The organism is Paenibacillus rhizoplanae (assembly GCF_042684125.1).
Lineage (GTDB): Bacteria > Bacillota > Bacilli > Paenibacillales > Paenibacillaceae > Paenibacillus_AQ > Paenibacillus_AQ rhizoplanae.
This window is the reverse complement of record NZ_JBHUKY010000077.1, coordinates 16,476-30,835: the sequence shown is the minus strand read 5'-3', so window position 1 is coordinate 30,835 and position 14,360 is coordinate 16,476. Positions and strand designations below refer to the sequence as shown.

Annotated in this window: 14 protein-coding genes; 11 read left to right on the top strand and 3 right to left on the bottom strand. The window is 49.8% G+C overall.

What is annotated here, in order from left to right; translation table 11 throughout:
* The first annotated feature begins 238 nt into the window (after nucleotides 1–238).
* The 7 genes from ACFSX3_RS27955 to ACFSX3_RS27925 all read left to right on the top strand — a co-directional run bounded on the left by ACFSX3_RS27955 (nucleotide 239) and on the right by ACFSX3_RS27925 (nucleotide 10,906).
* Complete coding sequence (locus ACFSX3_RS27955) at nucleotides 239–1,981, top strand: ABC transporter ATP-binding protein (protein ID WP_209992540.1); 1,743 nt, start codon at nucleotides 239–241, stop codon at nucleotides 1,979–1,981.
* Nucleotides 1,978–3,738 carry an ABC transporter ATP-binding protein gene (locus ACFSX3_RS27950; protein ID WP_209992539.1) on the top strand — a complete coding sequence of 587 codons (1,761 nt, stop codon included), beginning with the start codon at nucleotides 1,978–1,980 and terminating at the stop codon, nucleotides 3,736–3,738. The genes ACFSX3_RS27955 and ACFSX3_RS27950 overlap by 4 nt, the downstream gene beginning before the upstream one ends.
* A gap of 107 nt (nucleotides 3,739–3,845) precedes the next feature.
* Nucleotides 3,846–4,205: a BlaI/MecI/CopY family transcriptional regulator gene (locus ACFSX3_RS27945; RefSeq protein ID WP_209992538.1), complete on the top strand. Its 360-nt coding sequence runs from the start codon at nucleotides 3,846–3,848 to the stop codon at nucleotides 4,203–4,205.
* A 26-nt stretch (nucleotides 4,206–4,231) separates the two neighbouring features.
* On the top strand, nucleotides 4,232–5,635 hold the full coding sequence (locus tag ACFSX3_RS27940; protein ID WP_209992537.1) for a M56 family metallopeptidase: 1,404 nt from the start codon (nucleotides 4,232–4,234) through the stop codon (nucleotides 5,633–5,635).
* A gap of 127 nt (nucleotides 5,636–5,762) precedes the next feature.
* Nucleotides 5,763–6,341, top strand: coding sequence for a hypothetical protein (locus ACFSX3_RS27935; protein ID WP_379313543.1), 579 nt, complete (start codon nucleotides 5,763–5,765; stop codon nucleotides 6,339–6,341).
* Between the two features lie 357 nt (nucleotides 6,342–6,698).
* Complete coding sequence (locus ACFSX3_RS27930) at nucleotides 6,699–9,278, top strand: glycosyl hydrolase (RefSeq protein WP_209992536.1); 2,580 nt, start codon at nucleotides 6,699–6,701, stop codon at nucleotides 9,276–9,278.
* Nucleotides 9,279–9,679: 401 nt separating this feature from the next.
* Nucleotides 9,680–10,906: a glycoside hydrolase family 5 protein gene (locus ACFSX3_RS27925; protein ID WP_209992535.1), complete on the top strand. Its 1,227-nt coding sequence runs from the start codon at nucleotides 9,680–9,682 to the stop codon at nucleotides 10,904–10,906.
* Nucleotides 10,907–10,911: 5 nt separating this feature from the next.
* Here ACFSX3_RS27925 and ACFSX3_RS27920 read toward each other — a convergent pair whose 3' ends face one another.
* Nucleotides 10,912–11,133, bottom strand: a complete 222-nt coding sequence (locus ACFSX3_RS27920) for a hypothetical protein (protein ID WP_209992663.1) — start codon at nucleotides 11,131–11,133, stop codon at nucleotides 10,912–10,914.
* Between ACFSX3_RS27920 and ACFSX3_RS27915 the strand changes: the two genes are divergently transcribed.
* The 3 genes from ACFSX3_RS27915 to ACFSX3_RS27905 all read left to right on the top strand — a co-directional run bounded on the left by ACFSX3_RS27915 (nucleotide 11,117) and on the right by ACFSX3_RS27905 (nucleotide 12,537).
* Entirely contained in the window at nucleotides 11,117–11,281 is a 165-nt protein-coding gene (locus ACFSX3_RS27915; protein WP_209992534.1) for a CPBP family glutamic-type intramembrane protease, read from the top strand. The genes ACFSX3_RS27920 and ACFSX3_RS27915 overlap by 17 nt on opposite strands.
* 513 nt (nucleotides 11,282–11,794) lie before the next feature.
* Complete coding sequence (locus ACFSX3_RS27910) at nucleotides 11,795–12,208, top strand: hypothetical protein (RefSeq protein WP_209992533.1); 414 nt, start codon at nucleotides 11,795–11,797, stop codon at nucleotides 12,206–12,208.
* Between the two features lie 32 nt (nucleotides 12,209–12,240).
* Nucleotides 12,241–12,537 (top strand): hypothetical protein, encoded by a 297-nt coding sequence (locus tag ACFSX3_RS27905; protein ID WP_209992532.1) that lies wholly within the window; start codon nucleotides 12,241–12,243, stop codon nucleotides 12,535–12,537.
* Between the two features lie 118 nt (nucleotides 12,538–12,655).
* Here the strand turns inward: ACFSX3_RS27905 and ACFSX3_RS27900 are convergent, their stop codons facing one another.
* Nucleotides 12,656–13,561, bottom strand: a complete 906-nt coding sequence (locus tag ACFSX3_RS27900; RefSeq protein ID WP_209992531.1) for a trypsin-like peptidase domain-containing protein — start codon at nucleotides 13,559–13,561, stop codon at nucleotides 12,656–12,658.
* Between the two features lie 53 nt (nucleotides 13,562–13,614).
* Nucleotides 13,615–13,905, bottom strand: a complete 291-nt coding sequence (locus ACFSX3_RS27895) for a hypothetical protein (protein ID WP_379256352.1) — start codon at nucleotides 13,903–13,905, stop codon at nucleotides 13,615–13,617.
* Nucleotides 13,906–14,097: 192 nt separating this feature from the next.
* Here ACFSX3_RS27895 and ACFSX3_RS27890 point away from each other — a divergent pair, with 192 nt between their 5' ends.
* Nucleotides 14,098–14,298 (top strand): sensor histidine kinase, encoded by a 201-nt coding sequence (locus tag ACFSX3_RS27890; RefSeq protein ID WP_209992529.1) that lies wholly within the window; start codon nucleotides 14,098–14,100, stop codon nucleotides 14,296–14,298.
* Nucleotides 14,299–14,360: the final 62 nt, after the last annotated feature.

Sequence of the window (14,360 nt, the reverse complement as noted above, 5' to 3'; positions counted from 1 at the left end):
ATCAGACCTATTATCGAAAAAGCAAGCACAGATTCAATGATTACTCCTGCAGCTTGTACTTCAGGCTTCAGCTGTCCGAAAACATTCAACTGTGGAAGCTACTCCTGTAAGAAAAACTTTAAATGCGGAAACTGGTAAACCCTGATCCAATGCATACTTAATACATTCCATATCACCCGACAAGAACATGGTTATTTCCTATAATCATGTTCTTTTCTAAAAAAGGGAGGGGGAGCGCTTGAAGGAATATAAATGGGTTCTGTCCATCTTTTTCAGACAACAGCCGGTAACCATGGTATCCATCCTCCTGCTCTATATCTTAATGTACGCCCTGCAGCCCTTAGAGCTGCTTCTGATTGGGCGGATCATCGTCAGCCTTGGGCATCCGTCCGGGATGATGTCTGTTGCCATCCTCATTTTTGCCTATATCCTCGTATACTCCTTGAAGAATATTCAATACTCCTTTTCGCTGCTGTTCATAGAATTGCTGGAGAATAAGGTCGGTGCACTGCTGCAAAGACAAATGTTCCGTGCTATTGCCAAAGCAGATCTAGACAAGCTGGATCAGGCGGATTATCTGCTTCAAATTGAGCGGGCGAAGGACACCTTATGGTATAAACTCACGAATGCTGTTAACGATGTGTTCCATTTCCTCGGGTCCATTGCCGGCTTCTGCATGTCTGTATGGATTATTGTGAGGCTGGGGGTTCTGTATGCAGCTGCCTTTATTGTGCTGGGGCTGCTCTATAACTATTTCGTGAAGCGTAACACGGAGGAACATATTGCTGTAACGAAGCGGCAGGAGCATGAGGACCGCAAGCTGAACTACTTGAGCCATCTGATGCAGGACCGGAGCAACCAGAAGGAGATTAGGAGCTTTCGGATTTTTGAGTGGCTGGAGTCGAAACGGCTCTCCAAATTCGATGAGATCAGAGACATGAATATGGCTTTCAGCCTGAAATGGACAGTGATTGGCTGCATATGGTCGGGGCTGATGCTGGGCCTGGAGAACAGCACACTGCTGTTCATGTGTTATGCTGTGGCACTGACAACGCTGAGCCTGGATCAGCTGATCGTATTAACTCAAGGGCAGGGTCAGATCATTGAGGGGGTCAATTCCTTCGCCGAATTCTTCTCCGAAGCCCGCAAGAATAAGATCTACATCCAAGAATTCAGAGAACTGATTGCACCAGAGACACAAGAAGCAGATTCTCCTGACAACCCTTCTCCGGTCTTATCCAGAACCAGGCTGGCGATGGATCTGCACAATGTCTCATTCTCATACGGCAATGCTCCCGCAGTGTTACAGCATATTAATCTGCACATCGGCAAAGGGGAGAGTATTGTGCTTGTCGGTGAGAACGGCAGCGGCAAGAGCACCCTGGCCAAAATTATGGCGGGTCTGCTGAAGCCGACGGAAGGAAGCGTCCACAGTTACTGTGAGACAGCTACCGCAGCTTTTCAGGATTATGCCAAATTCGAATTCTCGGTCCGGGATAATGTCGGCCTGGGCGATGTAGCGGGTATCAACGATAACGACAGAATCACAGAAGCAACGGTTAAAGGCCAGATTCACCAGGTCATCCAGCAATACCCCAAGGGGCTGGACACGATTCTGGGGAAAAAGTTCGATGCAGACGGAATCGAGATGTCGGAAGGCCAGTGGCAGAAGGTGGCGATCAGCCGGGCGTTCATGCCCGAGGCTGATTTTATTATCTTCGATGAACCGTCTGCCTCCCTGGATGCGTTGTCGGAGATTCAGCAGTTCCATAATATCGGCAAATATTTTCGCGGCAAAAGTGTTGTGCTCATCTCGCACCGGATCGGAATTGCCAAGCTCGCCGACCGGATCGTATTTATGAAGCAGGGAGAGATAGTGGAAACGGGCACCCATGCCGAGTTGATGCAGCTGCAGGGCGAATATTGCAGCTTCTTCAGCAATCAGGCCAAATGGTATGATACGGGAGATCAGGTCATATGACAACGAAAATGCTGGTTCATGTCCGCAACCTCAAGATGATCGTCAAGCTATTCTGCACCAAAGATCTGTACCTGTCACTGGCGCTTATGGCGCTCAGTGCACTGCTGGCCCCGGTTGGAGCCTGGCTCTACAAGCTCCTGATCGATGGCCTCGCCCTCGTCCAGTCTGCATCTGCCGTAACACACAAGCTGTTAATCCTTGTCGCCGGATATACCGTGTTGAAGATTGTCCTGGAAGGGATAGAGCATATTACTGCGCATGTCAACAATCGACTGAAGTATAACATTAACCGTGAATTCATCAGACAGGTGAACAAGAAGCTGTCTGTTATTGATATGGAAGAGCTGGAGAACCCGGCTGTCTATGATCTGCTGGAGAGGGTCCAGTCCAATGTGAACAAGGGGATTCTGGCCTACGTCAACAACTCATTGTCTGTTGTACTTCCCGTGTTCTCGATGTTCTCCTTTATAGTACTGTTGTTGAATATTAATCTGTATTTTCCCATTATTGCGGTGCTTGCCACCATTCCGTACTTACTGCTGATGAATGCACAGGGCAAACGGAGCTACTTCCAGGCGGTTGAACAGAGCAAGCCGCTGCGCCGGTTGAACTATATGTACGATGTGCTGACAAGCCGAAGATATGCCAAGGAGATCCGCATGTTCGGATTGATAGATTATTTCAATGACCGCACGGAAGAGATCCGAAGCGAGGTATGGAGAGAGAAGTTCAGGCTGCTGCTGCATTATACGCTGGGCGGAGCGCTTGTCGATCTCTTGCGGAACATTGCACTGGGTATCTGTCTGCTCATCACCTGCCTAGGCGTTATAGATAATAGAATGAGTATAGGCGATGTTATGCTGGTGATCACATCGATGCAGGCCATAACAGGCGCACTGAGCAGTATGGTGAATAAAATCAGTTCCATGAACAATTACACGCTGTACATGGAAGATATGCTGAATTTCCTGGATCTCCCCGAGGATAACGGCGGCGGGTATAAGACGCTTGCAGAGGCTTCAACCATTCACTTCAAGCAGGTTAACTTCAAATACCCGGGAAGCGGGAACCTTACACTGAAAAATATTGAATTAACGATCAACAAAGGCGAGAAAATTGCCTTAGTGGGCGAAAATGGCAGCGGTAAAACAACCTTCATTCATGTGCTGCTCGGCTTGTACAAGCCGACTTCAGGCGAGGTACTGATCGGTGGGGACCCGCTGGCTGATGTCATTGATTCGTTCAGGAGGAAGACGGTCTGTGTGTTTCAGAATTTCATTAAATATCAGTTCTCGGTTGCGGATAATATCCGGGCGGGGAATTTCGGACAAGAGTTTCAGAAGCAGTCCCTGCATATCTTCAATATGGAGGCCTTCATCGATCAGCTGCCCCAAGGCCTGGACACCCAGTTAGGCCAGCTGGAGAACAATGATATAGAACTGTCCGGCGGACAATGGCAGCGGCTGGCGATTGCCAGGGCGCTCAGCCGGGCGGACAGCGAGATTCTGATTATGGATGAGCCGACAGCCAGCCTGGACCCCAAGGTGGAGACGCAGATCTATGAAGAGTTCTCTGCACTGTGTGAGAACAAGACTACGATAATGATCTCACACCGGCTCGGTGTGACCCGGCTCTGCGATTTCATCTACGTATTTGACCAGGGGGAGATCTGTGAAGCGGGCTCGCACACAGAACTGATGAACCGGCGGGGGAAATATTATCAGATGTATACGGCCCAGAGCTATTTGTATGCCTAATGACATGGAATAAACAAGAAGCAAAAGGATATAATTGACATTAGATGACTACTGGAGTAGTATTGGGTCATGACTACTGAAGTAGTCAAACGAAGGGAGGCTGGTACATGGAGATTAAGTTGTATGATTCCGAGCTTAAGGTCATGGAGATTCTATGGAGGGAAGGCAAGCTAGCCGCAGGGGATCTGGCCGTCATTCTGAAACAGGAGACAGGCTGGAACAGGAATACGACCTATACGGTAATTAAGAAGCTGATTGCCAAGGACGCTGTAGAGCGGACAGACCCCGGTTTTGTCTGCACAGCCCTGATTGCCAAGGAGCAGGTGCAGACGTATGAGACCAAGGAGCTGATCAACAAAATGTATGGTGGTTCGGCGGAGCTGTTCTTCTCGGCATTTCTCAATGAGAAGAACCTCAGCAAGGCGGATATCGACAAGCTCAAGCAAATCGTGGAAAGCTTGCGCTGAGACGAGGGATGATGGATATTTTACAGATGAGTATTTCAGCAAGCGTGCTGATTGTTCTTGTTATCGCCCTGCGGTCTGTGACCCTGCACAAATTACCCAGACAGCTTTTTCTGGTCTTGTGGGGAATTGTCATCGCCAGACTGCTGATTCCGGGTTCTGTGCCGGTTCTTCCGCAGCTATCGCCACAGGTTGAGGTTGCTGCTGCAATCGATCAGGTTAACACGCACACAGCAGCCGTATTGCAGTTGCCTGAACGCTCAGCCCTGCACACAGGGATGTTCGCCCATGATATAGCGTTCACGGCTTTTGCAGCCGGAGAGCCGGAGCAGCCGTTCCTGAAGCCGGAGCTTCTGAGTGCCATATGGCTTGGCGTCGCGGCTCTGCTGCTTATCACACTTGCGGTGATCTACTGCAGAAGCAAGAGAGAGCTGCGTACAGCACTGCCTCTGCAGAGGCAGGACCCTGTAATCGAGGCCTGGCGCGCCCGGCATCCATTGCGGCGTAAGCTTACCATATTGACATTTGACCGGATGGATACGCCGGTTACGTGCGGAATCTGGCGTCCGAAGATTATTCTGCCTACGACCCTGAATACCAGGAACGCACCGGCCATGAATTATATTCTCACCCATGAATATATGCATATCCGGTATTTCGATACGGCGTGGAAGCTGGCTGCGTCCGTAGCCCTTTGCCTGCACTGGTTCAATCCGCTGGTCTGGCTGATGGTCTTCTATCTGAACCGGGAGCTGGAAATGGTCTGTGATGCCAGAGTCATCCGTAAGCTGGGTGAAGAGCACAAGGCGGATTATGCGTTATGTCTCTTGGAGGTGGCGGAGCAACAGAAGGGGTTCACTCCCCTGTATACGGGCTTCAGTAAAAATGCGACAAAAGAAAGGATCGTGTCTATCATGAAATTGCAAAAATTAACGGTGTTGACGGCGGCTATATCACTCATTCTGATCGCAGGAGCGGTATCTGCGTTTGCAGAGCAGTCCAGCGATGCGGTAAGCAGTGCCAATACAGTGAATTCTGCGGAAATGAATGCACAGGAGAGCGATGACAACAGCGGGCTTGATTCTGCGGCAGCGGCAGCCTCCTCGGAGGATGGAGCAGCAGTGAGCGATTTTAACTATGAGGCACTGAAGGATTACATGACCTATGGACTGACTTACGACAAAGCCCAGGACCGATTCTTCTACAACGGCAAGCCTATCCGCCTGTTCCTGGACCAGGATCTCAAGCATGAAGGCAAGTTCAACAAATTCTACTATGACGGGAACGGCTCGGATGATTTCAGAGTCATCAGAGACAAGGACAATACGATCAAAGAAATCACGGCTGTGAATGAGAGTGAGCTTAAGGGATTAGCCAAAGAATACGACTTCGAGCTGAATGCTGACGGCTTGAAGTTCAAGAATGCCAAGTAACCCTTGACCGGCTGCGGATGTGTAAAAGAAATAGTAACGCGCTCCTTGAGATCTGCCGGGAGTGCGTTTTTGTTATAATGGGAGCGGGTGACCAAAGTACAATTCAGGTGAAGGGGAGGACAAGAATATGGATATGAATTTGAATATGAATACGGATATGAAAGAGCCGGCCGTTCAGCTTATTGCCATGCTGGGCCAGCCGTACCATCCCAAGAGGGTCCAAGCCTTGCTCAAACCCTATGGCGTTAAGCGCATGCCGGCGCCGAAGAGCTATTTCAACGATACCATGATCTCGTGCGCAAAAGCATCTCTAAGGATGGATCTCTACCGTATACCCAAAATCAATGAGCTGACCGGACTACAGTATACGAATCCCGATGAATGGATCATCGGCGCCATCCACTTCCTTCCCCCTGGTTCGGGCGACCGGATCGAAGCACCTTATCCCGTTACTTTACCAGAGGGCATTACGATGAACTCTTCGCCTGAGGAATCGATCGCTGCCTATGGTCCTGCGCAGCTGGATGAAGAATGTGAATGGCCCGGATTTTCCGGCCGCATTATCGCCTGGCGGGGCGAGGGCATAAACATCGCCTTAGAATACGAGTATAGCGGGGAGGGTAGAGTGCTACGAACCTATACCGCCTGCCTAATCGGCTGCATCGGAGCTTGGCGGAGCGATAACCCGGAGGTTTTTGCACCTTGAGCAGGGAGTTGACTCTGGTAGGGACAAGCTTTTGATAGAATTACAGGGGCTTGCGGGACAGGAGGCATAGAAGCCAATCAACAAGGAAACTTAGTTGGAAAAAAGGCACTTGTTCCCGCCGATTCTATGAAATCGGCTGGATTTGCACGTACTTTTTCCACTAGATTCCCTCCCCATTCTCTCACCGCACGATGAACTTAACCTTCCATTCCTCCTGCAATTCATCCCGTTGAGCACACTTGCTAATTTGTATTTACAAATTATGGTATACATGTTATCTTTGCTATGAAAGCGCAACCATGATCTGATAGGTTAACCAAGGTTTTACCATTTTTATCATGGGGAGGAAAGAAGAAAATGAAGAAATGGCTCAAAAGAACAGGAACATTGCTGCTGGCCTGTACGCTGCTGCTTGGAGGGATGAACGCCCCGCCTGTGGCCCACGCTGACCCTGCATTGATCACCATCGAAAGCGAGAATGCCCAGCTCACCCCGGATCTGCAAGTGACGACCCAGATTTACGGAACGCCGAAGCCCGGCTATTCGGGAAGCGGTTTTGTCTGGATGCAGAACTCCGGCACACTAACCTACACCATAACTGTCCCGGAAACCGGCATGTATACGATCTCGACCCGTTATATGCAGGAGCTGAGCCCGGATGGCAGACAGCAGGCATTAATCGTTAACGGTGCTGCCAAGGGTTCGTATATGCTGCCCTACACAACTACGTGGAAGGATTTCAACTTCGGCTACCACAAGCTGAATCAAGGCAGCAATACCATTCAGGTAAAAGCAGGCTGGGGATTCGCTTATTTCGACACCTTCACGGTGGATCATGCGAACCTGGACCCCCTGATTGTGCAGCCCGTTCTCTCTGACGCTCAGGCCACGCCCGAAACGCAGCTCCTGATGAATTATTTGACGGAGGTGTACGGGAAGCATATGCTCTCGGGCCAGCAGGAGATCTACGGCGGAGGGAATGACGGCAATTCTGAGCTGGAGTTCGACTGGATTCATAATCTGACCGGCAAGTATCCGGCAGTCCGCGGGTTTGACCTCATGAACTATAATCCGCTGTATGGCTGGGAGGACGGCACTACCGCCCGCATGATCGACTGGGTGAATACCAAGGGCGGGATTGCGACCAATAGCTGGCATCTTACCGTTCCCCGTGACTTCACCGCCTACCAGTTAGGGGAATTTGTGGATTGGAAGAAGGCTACCTATAAGCCTACCGAAACTAACTTCGATACTGCAAATGCTGTGATTCCGGGAACGAAAGAATACCAATACCTGCAACTGGCCATTCAGGATCTGGCGGAGCAGCTGCAGATTCTGCAGGAGAACAACGTGCCCGTGATCTTCCGTCCTTACCATGAGGCAGAGGGCAACGGCGGGCTGAATGGGGAAGGGGCCTGGTTTTGGTGGGCTTCGGCAGGTGCGGAGGTGTACAAGCAGCTCTGGGATCAGCTCTACACCGAGCTTACGGAGACTTACGGCCTGCACAACCTGATCTGGACCTATAACAGCTATGTGTACAGCACTTCTCCCGCATGGTATCCAGGGGATGATCAGGTGGATATTGTCGGCTATGATAAATACAACACGATTTACAACCGCTATGACGGACTATCCGGCGTGCCGAATGAGGACGCGATTAGCTCGATCTTTTATCAGCTGGTGGATCTAACCGGCGGTAAGAAGATGGTAGCCATGACCGAGAACGACACCGTTCCCAGCGTGCAGAATCTGACCGATGAAAAAGCGGGCTGGCTCTACTTCCTCCCATGGTACGGAGAGCATCTGATGAGCACGGCGTTCAATTATCCGGCTACGCTGACCACTCTGTACCAGAGTAATTATGTCATTACGCTCGACGAGCTGCCTGATCTGAAGGGGAATAATCCTCATCCGGGCGCAACCATTACGCCATCCATGGTGGAGTTTGACAAAGCCCCGGCTCATCAGACCGACCAGACCGTCACTATGAATCTGAACGGCAACACGTTAACGGCCCTTCGTTCTGGCACCGCCATTTTGACTGAGAACGAGGACTATACAGTAAGCGGGAACACCCTGCTGCTCACTAAGGCGTTCCTGGCAACGCTGCCGGTTGGCGAGCATTCTATCGTCCTGGATTTCAATCAGGGCCAAGATCCCGTGTTAAAAGTAAAAGTCATCGATACAACACCAGGCGTTGCCATCTCACCAGACCATGCGCTGTTTGACCGGGCGGCGAATCTTGCACAGGATATTTCTGTAGCGCTTACCTTACAGGGGCATCAGCTGACAAGCCTGAAGAGCGGTAATTACACCCTTGTCCCCGGTCAGGACTATACGGCCACTGGCACTGCGGTTGTTCTGAGTAAAGCTTATCTTGCCACGCTGCTGCTCGGCCATAATGAGATCACTTTTCATTTTAGCGGAGGCGCAGAGGTTGTGCTTACTGTGGACGTAGAGGATAGCAGCGTTCCGCAGCCTTCGGGCGACTTGACCATCCAAGCCTACAACGGCAGTACCGGTGCTTCGACCAACGGAATCGCACCTAAGTTCAAAGTAGTCAACACCGGGAATTCGCCGGTCCAGCTCAGCAATGTGAAGCTCCGGTACTACTACACGATTGACGGCGAGCAGCAGCAGAGCTTCTGGACCGACTGGGCCAGCATCGGAAATGCGAACGTCACCGGGACCTTCGTGAAGCTGGACACTCCGGCCGCCGGTGCCGATTATGCGCTGGAGATTGGCTTCACCAGTGCTGCGGGAACCCTGAACCCCGGCCAGAGCGCCGAGATCCAGACCCGCTTTGCTAAGGTCAACTGGTCCAACTACAATCAGGCCAACGACTATTCCTTTAACGCCGCCAGCACCCAGTTCACTGATCTCGAGCAGGTTACGGGATATGTGAACGGGCAGCTGGTGTGGGGGATGGAGCCTTAAGCGCTCCCAAACGCAGTTGTTGACCCCTTCTCCGCTAATTAATGAAATTATGTTATTTGGCGGGGAGACCATTATACCGGAGGTGTTATTTTGAAAAGAAGGTATGGGTCAACAATCATCCTGCTGGCGTTAAATGTACTTTGTATTTTTGCGGTCGACATTACTACTATTAAGTATAGACTTGGAAAAGGGACATCCGGTAACGGGAATCCCGGAATAGTAGTTTTGATTCTTAGTCTGCTATTGCTGGCCATCTTCCTCATACTCTTGGTTTTGAAATCTATTCCAGTATACCAATACTCTGTTTTATAATGGATACATTTTGATGTTCGGGATTTCCATAGCGATGCTTGTGTGTTGCCTTGTAGTTAGAATTCAATCTAAGGAACGGAGGTACTAATATGTTAGCCAAAATCAAAAAGTACGGAACCTACAGCCTTGCTCTAGTATTACTGGCATCCACCTTGCTAGGCAGCTCGGGTTCCCGCGCATCTGCGGAAGAGGCGTCAGCTGCGCTGACCTCGGACTTCAGATCGTTGCAGGCTTCGCAGATTGTCAGCGAAATGGGGGCCGGATGGAATCTGGGCAACTCGCTCGAAGCTTCGGTGAACGGGATCCCCAGTGAGACCGCCTGGAATAACCCGACCATTACGCCGCAGTTGATCCAGAAGGTCAAAGCAGCAGGCTTCAAAACCATCCGCATCCCGGTCTCCTACCTGAATTATATAGGGAACGCTCCCGGCTATACGATCAACTCGGCATGGCTAGATCGTGTAAAGGCAGTCGTTGACTATGCATACAATGAAGGCTTGTATGTCGTCATTAATATTCACGGGGATGGATTCAATTCCGTTCAGGGCAGCTGGCTCCTGGTGAACAGCGGCAACCAGACGGCCATTAAGCAGAAGTACCAGAAGGTCTGGCAGCAGATCGCGAATAAGTTCGCTGGTTATGGGGAACGGCTTATTTTGGAGTCGATGAACGAGGTGTTTGACGGCAACTACAACAATCCGAATCTGGCGTACTACGCCAACTTGAACGCCTATAATCAGATCTTCGTGGATACGGTCAGACAGACAGGCGGCAACAATAGCGCCAGATGGCTGCTGATTCCGGGCTGGAACACGAATATCGACTACACAGCGGGCAATTACGGCTTCGTGCTCCCAACCGACACCTACAGATCATCCGCCATACCCGGCTCGGAAAAAAGAATCATGATCTCCGCCCACTACTATTCCCCTTGGGATTTTGCCGGTGAGGAATCGGGGAATATCACGCAGTGGGGAGCGTCAGCGACGAACCCTGCCAAGAAATCCACCTGGGGACAGGAGGATTACCTGAACTCGCAGCTCCAGTCTATGTACAATAAATTCACGACCCAGGGCTACCCTGTAGTGATCGGAGAATTCGGCTCGATTGACAAATCATCCTACGATTCCAGCAATAATAACTACCGCGCCGCCTATGCCAAAGCCGTAACCGCAACCGCCAAGAAGTACAAGGCCGTACCCGTCTATTGGGACAATGGCTATAACGGCCAGCACGGCTTCGCTCTGTTCAACCGCTACAACAACACCGTCACCCAGCAAGGCATTATCAATGCCATTATGCAGGGGATGCAATAAGCTGTTCAGTGTGAAGCGGCAGATAACATGGTCTGCAAAAAGATGAAGGGAGCTCCTGTGGCGATCACGGGAGCTTTTTTGTGCTTAAGAAGATGATAAGTCTTGAAGATCTTACCCTCTGTGCGGCGCGTAACAGGCCTTGCAGGATCTGTTATCTTTTGATGATCCGCTGCAATTGGCAATATATGCTGTCCTTCCACAATCAGCCTGTTGTTATTTGGAATCATCCTGACCTTACTCACTCCTGCCGGTGCGTTATTTGAGGAGCTTCTATTTGGGGGAATTATACAAAATGTATTGAATTTCTACCTTCCCCAGCCCTGGCTCGCCATTGGAATCACCACGGTGCTGTTTGTGGGAATGCATGTCCAGTAATACAGCAAGCCGCTGATGCTGCTGAACATCACCATTCCAAGTCGGGTATTCGGCTGGGTGTATGTGCAGAAGCATAATTTGCTGGTCCCGCTACAAATATAAGATGATTCAGATGAAGCAGGGTTAGAGGATAGAATGAACGATTATTGAAGGGAGAAGATACTCTCATGAGCGATACTTCAAGGCCACAGTTATTGATCGATAACCTTCTTCTGGCCGATAGTCTGGACAGTGTGTGAGGTACATGGTTCTCTGCCGTGAAGGAGGCCATTGCTAGGGGAGAAGTGGACAAGTTGCTTCAGCTTCAGACCAAGTTTCCTGAATATTTGGCCGCTTTCTGTAAGACTCCTCAGGAAAGGCGAGCGTGCCTTCCTCCGGGATCATTTGGGGTGAGGGGGATTACTCTACTCTTTTTTTATTGAGAGGGCGAGCTTATGAAGGAAATACCAGAATTATGGAGAAATTTAACAATGATCATTAGGTCAATAAAAGATACACTCTAGGGGGATGAAAATGATAACACCGACTGGATTAACTAAGTATATTGGTTTAGCCTTTATTGTATTGGCAATTGCCAGATTTACACCATCCATCAATGTGACCGGGAAATTTATACTGTGTGTTGGGATTTCATCTTTTTGCTTCATTATAGGCGACTACGCCCTATTCTTTTTAGAAGGTCTCACATCCAGTAAACCCTTGAAAAAGGTGCTTACAGTAGTACATAATACTTCAAGTTTTTGCGCTATATTGGTTGCGATTGTTTTGGTTAATGTAGATTTGGATATTTCAGTCAAGATGGTTAATGCGTTAAGTGATTCAGTAACACTAGCAGGTTTAGGCTTTGTCATAATGTTGATGGGGCTAAAAAGTGATAGAATGCTGAAAAGGTATTTTAACGAGAAAATAACGGATTTTAAAGGCTAGATATTCACACCAAATAGAAAAGAGGTAACCCCATGAACGACATAAGACACGCACAAGCTCTAATAACCTGGCACCGCAACCCCAGCAAATTCTCAAGAAATGAATGGATACGGGACATTGTTGTAAACTATGGGGAGGCCATTGACGGGGTCATGCATGGGGATACCTGGACCGTATTGGTCAGGATCACAAGTCAAGTGGAGGGTACCTGGGATACGTATGCGGATGTGGCCTTTTTTGCTGACGCCGCACCTTGGCATTTGTGGGTACCGGGGTACAGCTTCAATCTGTGGGCAGGAAAGGACGTTGCCACCGTTCACATTCTATGAAGATCATCATTACACCCAAAAAGAAATAATGCATCCATTGCAGTCTTCCGCAGCCACATACTTATAAACACAGAAGGCGGGGCTCATGAAGAGTCCCGCTTTTGATCTATACATCTAACTAACTCTGACCTCCGCCAGCGGCGTGTCCAAAAATGGCTTCAGACAAATGGTTGTTCTCTATGAATTGTAAGATAAGCTTCGAACTGGTAGCAAAAGACCGGGGTTGCCCCAGGATAGTGGAGGAGATTACGCCGACTATTTTATCGCTCGAATCTATGACAGCACTGCCGCTATTTCCGGGCCAGGTCTGCACATTGAATTCCATGGAGTGCGTGTACACATCGGGTGTTGACGCATTTTTCGATTTGCGGATAACGGCCACATCATCGGCGGTGAATGTTCCGTAGAGCGGTGTCCAGGTGTACCTCTTGGTAGTCAGAGTGTCTGAATTTCCTATTGGCTTAGTAGGGTGCCCGATGACCGTCACCTTTTCGTTGGTCGTTGGTACAAGATTGAACTCATTGAAATAGCTGTCTTGATAGGTCTTGGGGATTTTGTTAGCGTCAATCTTCAGCAGGGAGAGGTCTTCCTTAAGATCTGTTGCCACTAGTGAGCCAAGCAGATACCCGTCCGATTTTTGCGCATAAAAAGTGATTTGGAACCGTAATTTCTTTCCATTATAGCTGGAGGGGGCCACGTGATTATTAGTGACAATGTATCCGCGGGGTAACATAAAGCCTGCACCAATGCCTATCTTTGTCTTGGCTCCTTCGCCGGACAGTACATACTTCTCTACCATAACGACACGTGTCAGATTTTTATAATCACGATAGGCTTTTGCTTGATCTTCTTTGGATAATGCGGGGTTGCTTGTGTAAGGCCGGACCTTGATGCCGGATTTGGTGACAGTCGTGGATGTAATGGACACTTTGCTGACAGCTGAAGCTGCGGCTATGTGGATGCCTAATGTTAGAACCGCAACAGCCAGTAGGAATGAGAGGAATCTGCTAACCCTTCGAGTCATAATCACTCCCCCTTTAGTTTTATACTATTGAGGAGTGAGACATGTTGTGACGGTCAGTCTGCGGATATGTAAGAATGGATGTGCGAATTTTGGGCAGACAGGTGAAAAGTAGACTTGCGTAAATAGGTGGCCGCACTGGCTTCAGAGACTACGGCATGGGAGGGCGTTCGCAGATAGCGGAAAAACAGCCCCGAGGTGGCCTGCTTGACCACCGAGAGAGGCGCATGCTGGCGTACGACCTGGAGCCACTTCTGCCGCAGCGACGAAAGGGACCAGCCCGACGAATGGAAGAAATGAATGAGCGTTTCGTAACACCGGGGATTCAGCGGGAGATATCGAATCACCGAAGTAACGCCCAGATGGTCGGCGCAGCATGAAGCCGACGACAATCACGACAAATCACTCGAACGTGGCTTTTCTAGAGAAGTAAGATCGGAAAGGCTGGATAAGGATGTTCATGTATTTGATCAGAATGCGGTTAGGCATACGACAGATCAAGTGGTCATCCGGGTGAACCCGGAGGTGCCGGGAGCCGCGTGATTGAAGATAACGGTCCGGGACTGGATGTGGAGGAGCGGGAATCCTTCTTCGAGCGTTTCTATACCGGAGCGAACGGAGTGACTGGCCTCGGCCTCGCCATCTGCCGCCAGATAGCGGCTCGTCTGAACGGGGAGCTGACCTATTCCCGCTCGGAGCTGGGCGGGGCGCGGTTTAGTTTTTGGAAGAAGGTTGGGTAAGTTCAACTTACGTTTCCCGTTTGCTCAGTCGCGTCTTATCGGTAATTTATAACTTCAAATAT

Excerpts from the sequence above, each read along its gene's own strand:
- ACFSX3_RS27950 (WP_209992539.1), top strand. The coding sequence starts at position 1,978 with ATGACAACGAAAATGCTGGTTCATGTCCGCAACCTCAAGATGATCGTC.
- ACFSX3_RS27945 (WP_209992538.1), top strand. The coding sequence starts at position 3,846 with ATGGAGATTAAGTTGTATGATTCCGAGCTTAAGGTCATGGAGATTCTA.
- ACFSX3_RS27940 (WP_209992537.1), top strand. The coding sequence starts at position 4,232 with ATGAGTATTTCAGCAAGCGTGCTGATTGTTCTTGTTATCGCCCTGCGG.
- ACFSX3_RS27935 (WP_379313543.1), top strand. The coding sequence starts at position 5,763 with ATGGATATGAATTTGAATATGAATACGGATATGAAAGAGCCGGCCGTT.
- ACFSX3_RS27930 (WP_209992536.1), top strand. The coding sequence starts at position 6,699 with ATGAAGAAATGGCTCAAAAGAACAGGAACATTGCTGCTGGCCTGTACG.
- ACFSX3_RS27925 (WP_209992535.1), top strand. The coding sequence starts at position 9,680 with ATGTTAGCCAAAATCAAAAAGTACGGAACCTACAGCCTTGCTCTAGTA.
- ACFSX3_RS27920 (WP_209992663.1), bottom strand. The coding sequence starts at position 11,133 with ATGATTCCAAATAACAACAGGCTGATTGTGGAAGGACAGCATATATTG.
- ACFSX3_RS27910 (WP_209992533.1), top strand. The coding sequence starts at position 11,795 with ATGATAACACCGACTGGATTAACTAAGTATATTGGTTTAGCCTTTATT.
- ACFSX3_RS27905 (WP_209992532.1), top strand. The coding sequence starts at position 12,241 with ATGAACGACATAAGACACGCACAAGCTCTAATAACCTGGCACCGCAAC.
- ACFSX3_RS27900 (WP_209992531.1), bottom strand. The coding sequence starts at position 13,561 with ATGACTCGAAGGGTTAGCAGATTCCTCTCATTCCTACTGGCTGTTGCG.